We start from the raw sequence: 14,569 nt of genomic DNA, 5'->3' as shown, positions 1-14,569 counted from the left end.
ATTAACCCACCTGAAACCGCATAAATCGGGTCGCTTGATCGCCCGTCGCGCGCTACCTTGGGGCATGGAACAGGATCACAGGTATCACTATGGCGTCATGGCCCGCGCAATCGCGCTGATTGACGCCGCCAAGACCCCGCTTTCGCTTGACGACCTCGCAGCGCAGATGGGGATGAGTGTCGCGCATTTTCAACGGCTTTTCAGCAGTTGGGTCGGGGTGTCGCCCAAACGCTATCAGCAATACCTTGCGCTGGATCACGCCAAGGTCCTGCTGCGCGATCATTTCACGACCCTCGCCACGGCTGACGCGGTTGGCCTGTCAGGTTCGGGGCGGTTGCACGATCTGTTCATGCGCTGGGAAGCCATGAGCCCGGGCGAATTCAAACGCGGCGGCGCCGGACAAACCATCCGCTGGGGCACCTTTGACAGCCCCTTTGGCCCCGCCATCGTCATGGCAACGGACCGGGGCATCTGCGGGCTGGGGTTCACGGCCGAAGTGGGCGTGGCCGCGACGATGGCGGACCTGATCGCACGCTGGCCGAATGCACATTTCACCGAAGATGCGGCGGCAATCCGGCACCTCGCCGAACCCGCCCTTGCGATGCAGGGCGAAACCCGCCTGCATATGATTGGCGCGCCCTTTCAGCTGAAAGTCTGGGAGGCCCTGCTGGCCACTCCATCGGGCCAGGTCACGACCTACTCTGAAATCGCGGGGGCGATTGGGACACCGCGTGCCGTCCGGGCTGTCGGCACGGCTGTCGGGCGCAATCCGGTCAGTTGGCTGATCCCCTGTCACCGCGCCCTGCGCAAATCGGGCGGTTTGGGCGGGTATCACTGGGGATTGCCCGTCAAACGGGCCATGCTGGCCTATGAGGCCGCCCAGTCTGATGCCACAGCAGGTTAAGAATGCGCGGAACCTTGCCAGTGGTTCGCGCGTTATTGGATAACAACACCACATCGGCGATATAACCATCACAAGCGCGCAACCTTGCGCTCCAACATATGGAATCAGACCAATGACCCTGTCCAAATCCAAACTTTCTCTGGCCGTCGCGGCCTCTTCGATCCTTGCGCTGTCCGCCTGCGAGGAAATGACCGACCCCAACAACCCCAACCGTAACACCCAACAGGGCGCCGCGATTGGCGCTGGTATTGGCGCTCTTATCGGGGTCGCCGCAGGTGATACCGCCGCAGAGCGCCGCCGTGGAGCGCTCGTGGGGCCGTGATTGGTGGCGGGATCGGAGCCGCGGGCGGTGCCCAGCTTGACCGCCAGGAGGCCGAGTTGCGCCAGACGATGGGCAGCAATGTCGGCATTACCAATACTGGCGAACAGCTGATCGTGACCCTGCCGCAGGATATTCTGTTTGCAACCGACAGCGCCGCTCTTACAGGGTCGATGCGCAGCGATCTGACCGCACTCGCCGCAAGCATGAACCGCTATCCAGACACCACGATCAACGTGCTGGGCCATACCGACAACGTCGGTGACGCGGGCTATAACCAAGGTCTGTCGGCCCGTCGTGCGCAGGCGGTGACATCGGTGCTGATCAACGCCGGTGTCGCGCCTCAGCGCATTCGTTCAATCGGCCGCGGCGAAACGTCCCCCATCGCGACCAACCTGACGCCGGAAGGGCGCCAACAGAACCGTCGCGTCGAAATCATCATTGTTCCGAACTAGATGTATCGCATGTGATTGACCGGAAAGGGCCGCCCCTTGGGGTGGCCCTTTTGCGTTACAAGCATCGCTCCTCATGGCCGTCAGCTTTACACCTTTGATGATTTGGTCATATGATTTGACCAATACCAAGAGGACCGTAATGCCGTTTGAAAAAGTCCAGCCAGAAAAGCTTTCGCAATCAGTGGTGCGCCAGATCGAACTATTGATCCTGCGCGGCATCCTACGGCCCGGTGAACGCCTGCCATCCGAGCGCGAGCTGAGTGAACGGCTGGGCGTATCGCGCCCGTCCCTGCGCGAGGCCTTGGCCGAATTGCAGGACGCGGGTTTGCTGGCCTCGCGCGCCGGCGCAGGTGTCTACGTGGCCGATGTCCTGGGATCGGCGTTTTCAGAATCCCTCGTCCGGTTGTTTTCCACCCATGACGAAGCGGTGTTCGATTACATCACTTTCCGGCGCGACATGGAGGGGCTGGCGGCAGAACGCGCCGCAATCTATGGCAGCGACACCGACCTCAAGGTGATTGATGCGATCTTTCGCAAGATGGAAGCGGCCCATGCCAAACGCAACCCCAAGGACGAGGCCGCGCTGGACGCTGATTTCCACCTCAGCATCATTGAGGCAAGCCATAACGTGATCATGCTGCATATGATGCGCTCGATGTTCCAACTGCTGCGCGAGGGCGTGTTTTACAATCGGCAGGTCATGTTCAAGCAGCGCACGACCCGTGACATGTTGCTGGACCAGCATCGCGCCATGAACACGGCGATTCAGGCCCGCGACGCCGCCGCCGCCCGCGCCGCGGTCGAAGCGCATCTGACCTTTGTCGAAATCGCAATGACCGACCAGAAAAAGGCCGACCGAAACGAAGCCATTGCCCGCAAGCGGTTCGAACACGAAACGCGGCGCTGACATAGGCAACCACAGAAAAACCCGACGCCTCGGGGCATCGGGTCAATTCAGATCATCGGGCGGGGTTTCGCCCCACTTGCAACCGGTCAGTGCAGCTTGGCAGCCACATCCGCGATCGCTTCGTCGATCAGCTTGTTGCCATCGGCAGCGGTCAACTGTTTGGCGACCACATCGCGCGCCGCACCAATGGCGACCGTGATGGCGCTGTCACGCACTTCGTTTACGGCGGCCTGCTGGGCGCTGGCAATCTGGTCTTCGGCCGCGGCAACACGGCGGGCAACGGATGCCTTGATGTCATCCTTGGCCTGCTTGGCCGCGCGGGCGGCTTCTTCCTTGGCGGTTTCAACGATGCGGGCAGCTTGTTCCTGCACATCCTTTTGCTTGCGCTCGTAGGATGCCAGCAGGGTCTGCGCTTCTTCGCGCAGCGCCTTTGCTTCGTCAAGTTCGGAACGGATACCGGCGGCGCGACCGTCAAGCATTTCGCCAATCTTGCCGGGCACCTTGAAGTAAATGAGGATCCCGATGAACACCAGGAACGCCATCACAACGATCAGGTTGGTGTTTGTCAGCGTCCAAAAATACTTTGAAAACGGATTGACGCTCGCAGCCAATGCAGGCGATGCGACCAACGTCAGGATAAAGGCGAATGCCAGTTTTCTCATGTCGCTACCCCTTCATCCGTGCGGTGACGGCTGCGGTGATGGTCTTGGCGTCTGCCTTGCCACCCAAAACAGCGATCAATTCCTTGGCGGTGTCTTTGGCCACGGCTTTGACGCTGTCCATCGCACCGGCGCGAATATCGGCGATTGCCTTTTCGCTTTCGGCGGTCTGGGCCGCAATCTGTGCATCGGCCTTTTGCAGTTCGACATCCAGTTCAGCCTGAATTTCGGCTTTGGCTTCGCCAACGATGCGGCTTGCTTCGGCGCGGGCTTCGGCCAGGGCTTGATTATAGGCTTCTTCGGCCTCAATCGCTTTTTGCTTCAGCTCTTCGGCTGCGGCAATGTCATTGGTAATCGTGCCTTGGCGTTCGGCAAGAACGGACCCGATGCGCGGCAGCGCGATGCGGGACAGCACGAAATAGATCACGACAAGCGTGACCAGAAGCCAGAAAATCTGGTTCGGGAATGTTGAGAAATCCAGCTGCGGCATTCCTGCCTTGCTGGCCTCGGTCACTTGTTCTGCGGCTGTGGGCTCGGTCGCCATCTCGTCGTCCTTTCGACAAATCCTGGTGTCTATGGGGCGGGGTCAACCCACCGCCCCACACGTAAGGAAGCGTCGTTTGTTTAGACGGCGAACATCAGCAGAAGCGCGACGAGGAACGAGAAGATCCCCAGGGCTTCGGCAAAAGCCAGACCGATGAACAGTGTTGCAGTCTGCGATGCAGCTGCGGATGGGTTGCGCAATGCGCCGGCCAGAAAGTTACCAGCGACGTGACCAACACCGATTGCGGCTGCGCCGGAACCGATGGCGGCCAGACCGGCGCCGATGAATTGACCCATGTTTGCGATATCGCCTTCCATGACATTTTCTCCTTACGATGGAATTTGCGTTAGTTGTTTAAGACGGACCTTAGTGGTTGGGGTGCAGGGCATCCTTAAGATACACGCAGGTCAGAATAGCGAAGACGTAGGCCTGAATACCGGCCACAAGGACCTCAAGACCGAGGATAGCGGTAATGGCCAGAACCGAAACCGGCGCGATGGCCGAGATTGCGGCGAAGGCTGCGAACACCTTGATCACCGCGTGACCCGCCATGACGTTACCCGCCAGACGAATGGAGTGGCTGACGGGGCGCACGAAATACGAGATCAGTTCGATCAGCGCGATGACGGGGCGCAAGACCAAAGGTGCTTCAGTCATCCAGAACAGACCCAGAAATTTGGGGCCGTTCAGCACAAAGCCAAGGATCGTCACCGCAAAGAACACACCGAAACCAAGCACCGCCGTCACGGCGATCTGCGTGGTCGTGGTAAACGACATCGGGATCAGGCCAAGGAAGTTGGCGAATAGGATGAACAGGAAGATCGTAAAGATATAGGGGAAGTATTTTACCCCTTCCTTGCCGGTCACATCCTCGACCATCTTGTAGACAAAACCGTAAAGCAGCTCGGCGACAGACTGCACACGCGTGGGCACAATCGCGCGGCCACGGGTGCCCAGCACCAGCAGGCCAATGATCCCAAGCACCGCAAAGCCCATCCACAAGGTCGCGTTTGTGGGCGTATACCAATGCACCACCTCACCACCAAACAGCGGCTCAACAGTGAACTGATCCAGCGGTTTGAAAGTCAATTCCGGGGTCTCGGGGCCCAAGAAAATAGCCGCGAGCACAACAAGCGCCAATGCCCCGTACAAAAAGACCTTATGCATCTTCTGCTTCCTCGTTGTCGCCAGCCTCTTTGGCCAGCTGTCTTTCCTGCACCTCCCGGGCTGTGCGCATCATGGTTTTGACACCGGCTGCGAAGCCCAGAAATATGAACAGCACCAGAAAAATTGGCAGGGTTCCAAACAGGGAATCCAGCCCATATCCAATGCCAAAGCCGATCCCAAGACCAGCCACAAGCTCTATCACCATTCGCCAGGCAACCTGCGCCTGAGAGTAGTGCTCTTCCGAGTGGTGCTTTGCCTCGTCGCCTTTGGCCGCTTTGATCCGGTCCTCCAGCGCCTTCAGGCGACTGGCATGATCATCGGGCGAAGGTCCGTCAGACACGCGAAAATCCCACTCAAGAGTTGCGCAGTAGCTACGGTTTGCCGCTGCACGAGTCAAGCACGAGACAAGCGTGGTTAAATCACTGAATTAGAACGATAATTTATAACATCACACCGCCGGTGACAGCCTGTCGCACCCCCATTCACCCTCAAAACCTTATTTAACCAGATGGTTGACGTTTGCACCGACGCGCGGCAAAGCACACCAATGGCCCAGACTCTTGATACCGTTTTTGCCGCTCTTGCCGATCCGACCCGCCGCAGGATTCTGTCGATGCTGCTCGAGGATGATATGGCGGTGACGGATGTCGCCGACCCGTTCGAGATGTCGCTGGCGGCGATTTCCAAACACCTTGGGGTGCTGAGCGCCGCCGGGCTGATCACCCAGGAAAAGCGTGGCCGCGTGAAATGGTGCAAACTTGACCCCGACGCCATGCGCGATGCCTCGATCTGGATGCAGGGGTTCGGACAGTTCGAGGCGGTGAACCTTGATGCCTTCGAGGCGTTTCTGGAAACGCAATTTGACGACAATTGATCCCGGTCATGCTATCATGCCCCTTTCAACGGAGCATTCTCATGAAACGTATTGTCACCCTCCTTTTCGCCACCCTTGCCAGCCCCGCCCTGTCCCAAGGGGCCTGCCCCGCCGAAGTGCCCTTTCCCGATCCTTGCCTTGTGGGCAACTGGATTGGTGAAAACAGCGCCGTGATCCGCCTTCAGGCCGCGATTGACAGCATGCCCCTGCCCGATGCCGAACGCACGGTGATCATGGGCATGTCACCGGTGCTGGGGATGACCGTGTTTGATGACGGGCTTTATGCCACGCTACCCTTTCATCAGGACATGGAGGTAATCACCGTGACCGAAGAAGACACGGTGAGCGTGGAAATGAACCTCGCGATTGGCACGCAGGTCGGGTTTATCTGGGGCGATGGCACAAATCTGCAATTCTGCACGACCGGCGACAGTTTTGTCGCGTTGCAGGTCGATGCCGAGTCCACCCTTGGCGGCAGTTCCTCGACCATGATCACGCCCGGTGGGATGGGCGGCTTTACCCCCGTCATCACCTATCAGTGTTCAGCCAATACGCTGACCTATCAAGTGCAACTGCCCGCGCCCATTGGCACCGTCGATTACTATCTGGAACGGTTCTCGGATGCGCGCTTTCCGGCCGAATTTCGCGCCTTGATGGACGATCGGTTCGGGGTGGAGTGAACCGGATTTGCCCCTGCACGGACTCAAGGCGCAGCCGCCGTGCATCGGCAGACCGCCCCGCCGGGCTGGCGATTTGGCTGATGCAGGTTCCACACTCTACCGATGGACGTGTTTGGCGACCATAAAGTGCCACGCACATAGGGCAAGTCGCCGTCCCGCGGTCTGTCGATGCACGGCGCGCGTCACGCACGTGGCAGGAACAGGATCACCCCAGTGATTTCGCCGCCTCTTTCAGGTGTTTCAGCACCGCCTGCACCTTGGCCGTGCGGTGCAGATCGACATGTGTCACCAGCCACAGCGCGGCGGACCAATCATCGCGCGATGGGATCACCTCGACCAGTTCGGGATGGCGCGCGGCACTCCAGTCCATCACAAAACCGATGCCGGCCCCCGCAACGATCGCGTCCAGCATCGCGCGGTTATCAGAGGTGCGAAATACGACTTGGTCGTCATCTACAGCACCCCGCAGCCATTTGTTGAAAGGCGCGCGCGATTGCAGATCATCGTGACCGACAAATTCATGGCGCGCCAGATCACCCTCGCCCGTCGGCATCCCCTTGCGCGCGATATAGTCGGGCGAAGCCACCAACCGCACACGCTGCTCCAGAAAGGGTTGCACCACGTTGTCGGGCTGGTCGGGTGCTTCGCCCGCACGAATGGCCACATGCGCCTCGCCGTATTCCAGCCGGAACAGGCGATCCCCGGTCAAATAGCGCACCCGCAGGCCCGGATTGGCGACCTGGAACCGCGTCAGGACCGGCGCAAGCACGGGCGCCGCCGATACCAGCGACGTGACCACCAGATCACCGTTCACACCCTGCCCGCGCCCCTTGATACGGCCCGCAAGCTGGGTCAGCTGATCATCGGTGATCTTGGCGACCTGCAACAGATCCTCACCCGCTTCGGTGGCGGTATAGCCGCGCGCGTGGCGCTGAAACAGCTTGGCACCCAGATTCGCCTCGAGCGCATCAATATGGCGAATGACCGTTGCGTGATGCACGCCCAAAACATCCGCCGCACCACTAACCGTGCCCATACGGGCCACCTGATAGGCTGTGCGAACCTCGTCCCAATTATCCATCTGAACCCTCACGCGTTTACGTGCGCTGAAAAACACAACTGCCGCAAAATGCCAAGTCACGTTCGCTTGCGCAGGGTAAATCCGCCGATTGACCTTGGCCACCACCCACGGCCAAATAGCAGCCATGAAGATCACCCATAACGCCCCCGACCTGTTGATTATCGACAGCAAGCCCTGGCCGGTTGGGATCATCCTTGTCGGCATGGTGCTTGTGGTCGTGGGCTATGGGCTTGAGACATTCTTGAACGGCGATACCTTTACGGGCCTGATGACTGTTCTGTTGGGTGGCGGGATCGGCGGGCTGTTCATCGCCATCTTCGTGCGGCGCAACCAGCTTGTGCTGGATCGGCGCGACAACCGTCTGGAACTGCGCCGCCGCACCCTGTTTCGCCACACCCGCGTGCGCCACGATCTACGCCACCTGCGGCGCGCCATCGTGGAAACCGCGCGCGGTGACAAGAAGGATACACACCGGATGACACTGGAACTGACCGGCGGGATGGACGCGGGCCTGCACCCGTTCACAGAAGTCTACACCAGTGGCCGAGGTGCGCAGCGCGCCGCGGATGCCGTAAACGGCTGGCTGGCCTTGCGGCCCGTTGACTCCGCCCCGCCAACCCCCTAAACGCCACCCTATATCCGGAAGTCCCACGCTTCCGGTCCCCATTGCGGGGATCGCCACCAGTCAGCGCGTTGCGCCCACTGGTGCATTTGTGCTTTTCGCGATCACTTCCTATCTAGGGGTGGTCATATCCTAACTGGCCAAGGAGGCCTGCGGCATGTTTGAAAATCTATCCGAACGCCTGTCAGGTGTCTTTGACAAGCTCACCAAACAGGGTGCGCTGTCCGAGGATGATGTCAAAACCGCCCTGCGCGAAGTCCGTGTCGCGCTGCTCGAAGCCGACGTCTCGCTGGAGGTCGCGCGCGATTTCGTCAAGGCCGTGGCCGACAAGGCAACAGGTCAGTCCGTCACCAAATCGGTGACCCCCGGTCAGCAGGTCGTCAAGATCGTGCATGACGAACTGGTGCACGTACTGACGGGCAGCGAAGAGCCCGGCGTTCTGAAAATCGACAATCCGCCCGCGCCGATCCTGATGGTCGGCCTGCAAGGGTCGGGTAAAACGACAACCACGGCGAAACTGGCGAAACGCCTGAAAGAAAAAGACGGCAAGCGGGTGTTGATGGCGTCGCTTGACGTGAACCGCCCCGCCGCAATGGAACAGCTTGCGATCCTTGGTGTGCAGATCGGCGTCGATACCCTGCCGATCGTCAAGGGCGAAGACCCCGTGCAGATCGCCAAGCGGGCCAAGACCCAAGCGAGCCTTGGCGGGTATGATGTCTACATGCTCGATACGGCGGGTCGCCTGCACATCGACGCCGAATTGATCGCCCAGGCCGCCGCCGTGCGCGACGTGGCCAACCCGCGCGAAACGCTGCTCGTGGTCGATGGTTTGACCGGCCAGGACGCAGTGAACGTGGCGACCGAATTTGACGACAAGATCGGCGTTTCGGGCGTTGTCCTTACCCGCATGGACGGCGACGGGCGCGGTGGTGCGGCCCTGTCGATGCGCGCCGTGACGGGCAAGCCGATCCGCTTTGTCGGTCTTGGCGAAAAGATGGACGCGATCGAGGAATTCCACGCCGAACGTGTTGCCGGCCGTATCCTCGGCATGGGCGATATCGTCAGCCTCGTTGAAAAGGCGCAGGAAACCATCGAGGCCGAACAGGCCGAACGCATGATGAAGCGCTTTCAGAAGGGTCAGTTCAACATGAACGACCTGAAGATGCAGCTTGAACAGATGCTGAAAATGGGCGGCATGGAAAGCATGATGGGCATGATGCCCGGCATGGGCAAGATGGCCAAACAGGTCGAACAGGCGGGCTTTGACGATAGCATCCTGAAACGTCAGGTCGCGCTGATCCAGTCGATGACCAAACGCGAACGCGCCAACCCGCAGCTTTTGCAGGCCAGCCGCAAGAAACGCATCGCGGCGGGTGCGGGCATGGAAGTCAGCGAACTGAACAAGCTGATCAAAATGCACCGCCAGATGTCGGACATGATGAAAAAGATGGGCAAGATGGGCAAGGGCGGGATGCTGAAACAGGCCATGAAGGGCATGTTCGGCAAAGGCGCCCCCTCCGAAGCGGAAATTGCCGCCGCGCAACAGCAAATGGGTGGCATGGGCGGCTTGCCCGGCCTTGGTGGCGGCGCGCAGCTCCCCCCCGGCTTGTCAGGGTTCGGCAAGAAAAAATGATCACAATAGCCCGCCACGTCCCGGACTTGATCCGGGACCTCACCCTCCCCTCGCAAAGGCCCCGGATCAGGGTCCGGGGCGTGTTGTCATGACCCGCACCGTCACCATCCCCACCCTTGAAACCGATCGCCTGATCCTGCGCGCGCCGCGGATGTCGGACGCGCAGGCTTATCTCGGTTTCAAAGGATCTGAACGGTCGGTATTCACCGGCGGGCCGATTGACGCCCCAAAGGCAGCGGGCAACTTTTTCGGGATCGCAGGGCACTGGGTCTTGCGCGGTTACGGGTTGTTCATGGCCACGCTCAAGGGCGACCTTGATACACCCATCGGCGGCTTTGGCGTCTTTCACCCGCTCCAATATGCAGAACCGGAATTTGGCTGGACGCTCTACGACGGTGCGCACGAGGGTCAGGGCTTTGCCGTCGAAGCGATGCGCGCCGTGATCCCTTGGGCCTGGGGCGTCATGGGTGTCGATACCGCGCAATCCCACATCGACGAAGGCAATGATGCATCCGTCGCCGTGGCCAAACGGCTCGGTGCCACGTTCGATGCCCGCCAGACCGAAATCGCCAATGCGCCCGGTGGTGAATTTGAAGATGACGGCGGGATCGTCAATATCTGGCGCCATCACAAGGGGGCGCTGGCATGATGTATCGCAGCCATACGCTTTCCATACGCTTTCCATACGCTTTCCATATCGCCTTTCGGGGGGCAAAATGACCGATCACACCATCCTTGCCGCCGACCTTTTGAAAGGCCACCGCGACAGCATCGACCGGCTGGACGCGATCCTTGTCTATACGCTGGGCGAGCGGTTCAAACACACGCAGGCAGTGGGGAAACTCAAAGCCGAACACGACCTTCCCCCGTCCGATCCGGCCCGCGAAGCGGCCCAGATTGCACGGCTTGAAGATTTGGCAAAACAGGCCGATCTGGACCCTGAGTTTGCCAAGAAGTTTCTCAACTTCATCATCGCTGAAGTGATTCAGCATCATAAGCGCCACCAAACTTAGAATACTGAAAACAAAGGACTAACTACCATGGCTATGAAAATTCGTCTCGCCCGCGGCGGCTCCAAGAAGCGCCCGTTTTACCGCGTTGTTGCGGCTGACAGCCGTATGCCCCGCGATGGTCGCTACATCGAAAAGCTGGGCACATATAACCCGCTGCTCGCTAAAGACAGCGAAGAGCGCGTCAAACTGGACATGGAGCGCATCCAGCACTGGCTGGGTCAGGGCGCACAGCCCACTGACCGCGTAAGCCGCATGCTGGAAGCCGCCGGTGTCCTGCCCAAGAAGGACCGCAACAACCCCAAGAAGGGCACACCGGGCAAAGCCGCGCAGGACCGCGCCGAAGAAAAAGCCGCCAAAGCCACAGCCGCCGCCGAAGCCGCCGCAGCCCCCGCCCCTGCAGAGGAAGCCCCTGTCGAGGAAGCTCCCGTTGAGGAAGTTGCCGCCGAAGAAGCAGCGACTGAATAAACGAACGTGGGGCCGTCACTTGGCGGCCCCGCTTTTCCTGCTAGGATCGCGCGCATGAACAAGGATCGTATCATTGTCGGGTCACTTGGCGGCGCGTTTGGCGTCCACGGTGACGTGCGCCTGAAATCCTTTTGCGCCGATCCCGAAGCGATTGCCGATTACACCCCGCTTGTCACCGACAAGGGCCAGACCTTTGCGACGATCCTGCTGATCGGCCAGACCAAGGGCAGCCTGATCGCCCGTCTGGACGGAATCACGACCAAGGAACAGGCAGATGATTTGCGCGGCGTCGATCTTTATGCGGATCGCGCGCAGCTACCGCATTTGCCCGACGACGAATACTATCACAACGATCTGGTCGGCCTTGCGGTGTTTGATACCGGCGGCGTGGAAATTGGCCGCGTGAAGGCCGTGATGAACAACGGCGCCGAGGACATGCTTGAGGTCACCGGCCCCGGCTTGCGCGACAGCGCCCTGATCCCCTTCACCCGCAAGATTGTGCCGACCGTCGATCTGGCAACAGGCCGTGTGATCATTGATCCGCCCGAGGGGCTGATGCCCGATCATGTTGATGCCACCGATGGCTAAGAAAATCCTGCTGCACCCCGGATTTCACAAGACCGGCACCAGCACGGCGCAACATGTTTTCTGGCTCAACCGCGACCTGCTTGCCCCGCATGTCGCGATCTTTCAACTGCGCCACCTGCGCGAGGTGGCCAAGCTGTGCATGGGCTACGCAAAAACCCAGAACCCATTGTTACTGATGGATATGATTGACTCACTCGACAGCGTATTTGCCGATGTGACCGCCGCCGACCCACGCCATATCCTGATCAGTTGCGAAGGGCTTTCAGGCCATTTGCCGGGCTGGCCTGACGTTGATACCTACGCCGCCGCACCTGTTACGATCAGCTATATCTGCGGCTACCTTGCAGACCGCTTTCCCGATCACGCGCTGTCCGTCACCCTGACCACGCGCGGCGCAGACGAGTGGCTTTACAGCGCCTATCGCCACCATCTGCGCGGATACCGTCTGCGGGAAAGTTGGGACGAATTTCGTACCGCTTTGCGCGCAGCCGCTGATCTGGATGCCGTTGTGTGCGACATTCGCGAGGGGACTGCCCCCGTTCCGGTCACTGCCCTTCCGCTTGAGGCAAGCCGCGATCACCCGCTTGGCCCGGGCGGCGCGATCCTGAACGGGTTGGACCTGCCCAGCGGCCTCATGGCACGGCTTGATCCGGTCGATGTCGGCAATCAGGGGCCGAGTGACGACCTTGCCGAGAAGTTTCTTGCGCTGAATCTTGGCGATCTGCCGGACGGTGAAGTGCAGGCCCAAAAGGATGCGCTGGCGGAAATGTCCGGTGTCGGTGGTTGGAAGAAGGTGTCACGCGCATGACCGAAAAGCCCAGCAAATCCCATGGCCGAAAATCCATCGCCGCCACACTGAAACCACGCGCGCTGATGGAAGACGCCCCCGATCTGGCGGGCGTTTGGCGCGCGCAGGTGATCACGCTCCTGCCCGAGGCCTTTCCCGGCATTCTGGGCGACAGCCTGACCGGCAAGGCGCTCAAGGACGGGATTTGGCAGTTGCATACAACCGATCTGCGCCGTTTTGGGATCGGCAAGCATCGCAATGTCGATGACACCCCCGCCGGAGGTGGTGCGGGCATGGTGCTGCGCGCCGATGTGGTGGCCAATGCCATCGAAGACACGCGCCGTCGCGCCAAAGGTCAAATGCCGTTGATTTACCTGAGCCCGCGCGGCGCGCCTTTCACGCAAAAAATGGCGCAGGATCTGGCCGCCGCAGATGGTGTGACCCTGCTGTGTGGCCGGTTTGAAGGCGTGGATGAACGGGTGCTGGAACATTATGACATCATCGAGGTGTCGATGGGGGATTATGTGCTGACCGGTGGCGAACTGCCTGCGATGGTGCTGATCGACGCCTGCGTGCGCCTGTTGCCCGGTGTGCTGGGTAACGCCGAAAGTGCAGTCGAGGAAAGCCATTCCAACGGGCTGCTGGAACATCCGCAATACACCCGCCCTGCGGAATGGGAAGGGCGGGACATCCCGCCGGTGCTGACTTCGGGCGACCACGGCAAAGTCGCCAAATGGCGCCGCGAGATGAGCGAGAAGATCACAGCCGAGCGGCGACCGGATTTGTGGAGCAAACGCAAGCGCAACTGACGACACCGCCGATTGACATAACGCTGGCGAAACCGTGCGCCGTGCATCGACAGGCCGCGGGGTGGCGACCAAAGGTTGGTCTGTGGCATTTTATGGTCGCCAAACACGTCGCCCCGTCGGAGCGTGGGACATCCATCTGCCAAATCGCCAGCCCGGCGGGGCGGCCTGTCGATGCACGGCGGCTGCGCCTTGACTCCGTGCAAGTGCGTCCAATCCCCCCTTGCCACATACGCCCCTTCCCTCTATATCCCGCCTGTCTGCGGCCCAACTGAGTCGTCGGACCTGTTTGGTATGGCCGCGGCCTCTTCACCGCGAACCCGCCAGATAGCAAAAGCAAGGCCGCGAAACCTTTGGTGGGCAGCATGACTGACCCGCGAAGACCAAAGCTCTGGTAGCCCTCACATCCGCGGAAAAACCGCGTGAAACACAGGAGACGGTCAATGGACCTGATCGCACAACTAGAGGCGGAGCAAGTCGCCGCCCTCGGGAAAGACATTCCCGATTTCAAAGCGGGTGACACCATCCGTGTCGGTTACAAGGTGACCGAAGGCACGCGCTCGCGCGTCCAGAACTACGAAGGTGTGTGCATCGCACGCAAGAACGGCACTGGCATCGCTGGGTCATTCACCGTTCGCAAGATTTCCTTTGGCGAAGGCGTGGAACGTGTGTTCCCGCTGCATTCGACAAATATCGACAGCATCACCGTTGTCCGCCGTGGCCGTGTGCGCCGCGCCAAGCTGTATTACCTGCGTTCGCGCCGCGGCAAGTCTGCGCGTATTTCCGAACAGACCAACTATCGCCCCATCGGCGAAGCCAACGCATAGGAGAAGTCGAGATGAAAAAAGAGATCCACCCCGACTACCACCTGATCAACGTCAAAATGACGGATGGCACAATGTTGCAGATGCGCTCAACCTGGGGTGCCGAAGGCGACCAGTTGTCGCTTGATATTGACCCGACCGTCCACCCCGCATGGACAGGCGGCAACAGCCGTCTTCTTGATACCGGTGGTCGCGTGTCCAAGTTCAAGAAAAAATACGAAGGTCTGGGTTTTTAAAACAC

At 60.1% G+C, this 14,569-nt stretch carries 20 protein-coding genes and 1 pseudogene; 15 read left to right on the top strand and 6 right to left on the bottom strand.

Annotated elements, in window-relative coordinates; translation table 11 throughout:
* The first annotated feature begins 64 nt into the window (after positions 1-64).
* From FTO60_RS02515 to FTO60_RS02505, 3 genes and pseudogenes are all read left to right on the top strand, one after another.
* Complete coding sequence (locus tag FTO60_RS02515) at positions 65-904, top strand: bifunctional helix-turn-helix domain-containing protein/methylated-DNA--[protein]-cysteine S-methyltransferase (protein WP_148057021.1); 840 nt, start codon at positions 65-67, stop codon at positions 902-904.
* Positions 905-1,016: 112 nt separating this feature from the next.
* Positions 1,017-1,678, top strand: a pseudogene (locus FTO60_RS02510) (OmpA family protein).
* A gap of 139 nt (positions 1,679-1,817) precedes the next feature.
* Positions 1,818-2,585 (top strand): FadR/GntR family transcriptional regulator, encoded by a 768-nt coding sequence (locus FTO60_RS02505; protein WP_148054491.1) that lies wholly within the window; start codon positions 1,818-1,820, stop codon positions 2,583-2,585.
* 86 nt (positions 2,586-2,671) lie between these two features.
* On the opposite strand, the gene FTO60_RS02500 is transcribed toward FTO60_RS02505, so the two are convergent.
* From FTO60_RS02500 to FTO60_RS02480, 5 genes are all read right to left on the bottom strand, one after another.
* Positions 2,672-3,247, bottom strand: a complete 576-nt coding sequence (locus FTO60_RS02500) for a F0F1 ATP synthase subunit B (RefSeq protein ID WP_148054490.1) — start codon at positions 3,245-3,247, stop codon at positions 2,672-2,674.
* A 4-nt stretch (positions 3,248-3,251) separates the two neighbouring features.
* Positions 3,252-3,788: a F0F1 ATP synthase subunit B' gene (locus FTO60_RS02495; protein WP_148054489.1), complete on the bottom strand. Its 537-nt coding sequence runs from the start codon at positions 3,786-3,788 to the stop codon at positions 3,252-3,254.
* 80 nt (positions 3,789-3,868) lie between these two features.
* Positions 3,869-4,105, bottom strand: a complete 237-nt coding sequence (locus FTO60_RS02490) for a F0F1 ATP synthase subunit C (RefSeq protein WP_148054488.1) — start codon at positions 4,103-4,105, stop codon at positions 3,869-3,871.
* A gap of 49 nt (positions 4,106-4,154) precedes the next feature.
* Positions 4,155-4,955 (bottom strand): F0F1 ATP synthase subunit A, encoded by an 801-nt coding sequence (locus FTO60_RS02485; protein ID WP_148054487.1) that lies wholly within the window; start codon positions 4,953-4,955, stop codon positions 4,155-4,157.
* Entirely contained in the window at positions 4,948-5,295 is a 348-nt protein-coding gene (locus FTO60_RS02480) for an AtpZ/AtpI family protein (RefSeq protein ID WP_148054486.1), read from the bottom strand. The genes FTO60_RS02485 and FTO60_RS02480 overlap by 8 nt, the downstream gene beginning before the upstream one ends.
* Positions 5,296-5,502: 207 nt before the next feature.
* Here FTO60_RS02480 and FTO60_RS02475 point away from each other — a divergent pair, with 207 nt between their 5' ends.
* Complete coding sequence (locus FTO60_RS02475; RefSeq protein ID WP_148054485.1) at positions 5,503-5,829, top strand: helix-turn-helix transcriptional regulator; 327 nt, start codon at positions 5,503-5,505, stop codon at positions 5,827-5,829.
* A gap of 41 nt (positions 5,830-5,870) precedes the next feature.
* Complete coding sequence (locus FTO60_RS02470; protein WP_148054484.1) at positions 5,871-6,509, top strand: hypothetical protein; 639 nt, start codon at positions 5,871-5,873, stop codon at positions 6,507-6,509.
* Positions 6,510-6,714: 205 nt separating this feature from the next.
* Here the strand turns inward: FTO60_RS02470 and FTO60_RS02465 are convergent, their stop codons facing one another.
* Complete coding sequence (locus FTO60_RS02465; protein ID WP_148054483.1) at positions 6,715-7,590, bottom strand: LysR family transcriptional regulator; 876 nt, start codon at positions 7,588-7,590, stop codon at positions 6,715-6,717.
* A 124-nt stretch (positions 7,591-7,714) separates the two neighbouring features.
* Between FTO60_RS02465 and FTO60_RS02460 the strand changes: the two genes are divergently transcribed.
* The 10 genes from FTO60_RS02460 to rpmE all read left to right on the top strand — a co-directional run bounded on the left by FTO60_RS02460 (position 7,715) and on the right by rpmE (position 14,564).
* Positions 7,715-8,215, top strand: coding sequence for a hypothetical protein (locus FTO60_RS02460; protein ID WP_148054482.1), 501 nt, complete (start codon positions 7,715-7,717; stop codon positions 8,213-8,215).
* Between the two features lie 154 nt (positions 8,216-8,369).
* A complete protein-coding gene (gene ffh / locus FTO60_RS02455) occupies positions 8,370-9,845 on the top strand; it encodes a signal recognition particle protein (protein WP_148054481.1) in 1,476 nt (491 codons plus the stop codon).
* Positions 9,846-9,933: 88 nt separating this feature from the next.
* Positions 9,934-10,494, top strand: a complete 561-nt coding sequence (locus tag FTO60_RS02450) for a GNAT family N-acetyltransferase (RefSeq protein ID WP_148054480.1) — start codon at positions 9,934-9,936, stop codon at positions 10,492-10,494.
* 67 nt (positions 10,495-10,561) lie between these two features.
* Positions 10,562-10,858, top strand: a complete 297-nt coding sequence (locus FTO60_RS02445; RefSeq protein WP_148054479.1) for a chorismate mutase — start codon at positions 10,562-10,564, stop codon at positions 10,856-10,858.
* Between the two features lie 27 nt (positions 10,859-10,885).
* Positions 10,886-11,323, top strand: coding sequence for a 30S ribosomal protein S16 (gene rpsP / locus FTO60_RS02440; RefSeq protein WP_148054478.1), 438 nt, complete (start codon positions 10,886-10,888; stop codon positions 11,321-11,323).
* A 54-nt stretch (positions 11,324-11,377) separates the two neighbouring features.
* Entirely contained in the window at positions 11,378-11,911 is a 534-nt protein-coding gene (gene rimM / locus FTO60_RS02435; protein ID WP_148054477.1) for a ribosome maturation factor RimM, read from the top strand.
* Positions 11,895-12,719 (top strand): hypothetical protein, encoded by an 825-nt coding sequence (locus FTO60_RS02430; protein ID WP_172623783.1) that lies wholly within the window; start codon positions 11,895-11,897, stop codon positions 12,717-12,719. The genes rimM and FTO60_RS02430 overlap by 17 nt, the downstream gene beginning before the upstream one ends.
* Positions 12,716-13,507: a tRNA (guanosine(37)-N1)-methyltransferase TrmD gene (trmD, locus tag FTO60_RS02425; RefSeq protein WP_148054475.1), complete on the top strand. Its 792-nt coding sequence runs from the start codon at positions 12,716-12,718 to the stop codon at positions 13,505-13,507. The genes FTO60_RS02430 and trmD overlap by 4 nt, the downstream gene beginning before the upstream one ends.
* A 440-nt stretch (positions 13,508-13,947) precedes the next feature.
* Entirely contained in the window at positions 13,948-14,331 is a 384-nt protein-coding gene (gene rplS / locus FTO60_RS02420) for a 50S ribosomal protein L19 (RefSeq protein ID WP_148054474.1), read from the top strand.
* 11 nt (positions 14,332-14,342) lie between these two features.
* A complete protein-coding gene (gene rpmE, locus FTO60_RS02415; protein ID WP_148054473.1) occupies positions 14,343-14,564 on the top strand; it encodes a 50S ribosomal protein L31 in 222 nt (73 codons plus the stop codon).
* The last annotated feature ends 5 nt before the right edge of the window (positions 14,565-14,569 follow it).

It is taken from the genome of Octadecabacter sp. SW4, from assembly GCF_008065155.1.
In the GTDB taxonomy this organism is placed as follows: Bacteria; Pseudomonadota; Alphaproteobacteria; order Rhodobacterales; family Rhodobacteraceae; genus SW4.
This window is presented reverse-complemented; position numbering and strand designations above follow the sequence as displayed.

Bases quoted from the DNA above. Each gene is read 5' to 3' on its own strand.
- FTO60_RS02515 (WP_148057021.1), top strand. From the start codon at position 65: ATGGAACAGGATCACAGGTATCACTATGGCGTCATGGCCCGCGCAATC.
- FTO60_RS02505 (WP_148054491.1), top strand. From the start codon at position 1,818: ATGCCGTTTGAAAAAGTCCAGCCAGAAAAGCTTTCGCAATCAGTGGTG.
- FTO60_RS02500 (WP_148054490.1), bottom strand. From the start codon at position 3,247: ATGAGAAAACTGGCATTCGCCTTTATCCTGACGTTGGTCGCATCGCCT.
- FTO60_RS02495 (WP_148054489.1), bottom strand. From the start codon at position 3,788: ATGGCGACCGAGCCCACAGCCGCAGAACAAGTGACCGAGGCCAGCAAG.
- FTO60_RS02490 (WP_148054488.1), bottom strand. From the start codon at position 4,105: ATGGAAGGCGATATCGCAAACATGGGTCAATTCATCGGCGCCGGTCTG.
- FTO60_RS02485 (WP_148054487.1), bottom strand. From the start codon at position 4,955: ATGCATAAGGTCTTTTTGTACGGGGCATTGGCGCTTGTTGTGCTCGCG.
- FTO60_RS02475 (WP_148054485.1), top strand. From the start codon at position 5,503: ATGGCCCAGACTCTTGATACCGTTTTTGCCGCTCTTGCCGATCCGACC.
- FTO60_RS02470 (WP_148054484.1), top strand. From the start codon at position 5,871: ATGAAACGTATTGTCACCCTCCTTTTCGCCACCCTTGCCAGCCCCGCC.
- FTO60_RS02465 (WP_148054483.1), bottom strand. From the start codon at position 7,590: ATGGATAATTGGGACGAGGTTCGCACAGCCTATCAGGTGGCCCGTATG.
- FTO60_RS02460 (WP_148054482.1), top strand. From the start codon at position 7,715: ATGAAGATCACCCATAACGCCCCCGACCTGTTGATTATCGACAGCAAG.
- ffh (WP_148054481.1), top strand. From the start codon at position 8,370: ATGTTTGAAAATCTATCCGAACGCCTGTCAGGTGTCTTTGACAAGCTC.
- FTO60_RS02450 (WP_148054480.1), top strand. From the start codon at position 9,934: ATGACCCGCACCGTCACCATCCCCACCCTTGAAACCGATCGCCTGATC.
- FTO60_RS02445 (WP_148054479.1), top strand. From the start codon at position 10,562: ATGACCGATCACACCATCCTTGCCGCCGACCTTTTGAAAGGCCACCGC.
- rpsP (WP_148054478.1), top strand. From the start codon at position 10,886: ATGGCTATGAAAATTCGTCTCGCCCGCGGCGGCTCCAAGAAGCGCCCG.
- rimM (WP_148054477.1), top strand. From the start codon at position 11,378: ATGAACAAGGATCGTATCATTGTCGGGTCACTTGGCGGCGCGTTTGGC.
- FTO60_RS02430 (WP_172623783.1), top strand. From the start codon at position 11,895: ATGCCACCGATGGCTAAGAAAATCCTGCTGCACCCCGGATTTCACAAG.
- trmD (WP_148054475.1), top strand. From the start codon at position 12,716: ATGACCGAAAAGCCCAGCAAATCCCATGGCCGAAAATCCATCGCCGCC.
- rplS (WP_148054474.1), top strand. From the start codon at position 13,948: ATGGACCTGATCGCACAACTAGAGGCGGAGCAAGTCGCCGCCCTCGGG.
- rpmE (WP_148054473.1), top strand. From the start codon at position 14,343: ATGAAAAAAGAGATCCACCCCGACTACCACCTGATCAACGTCAAAATG.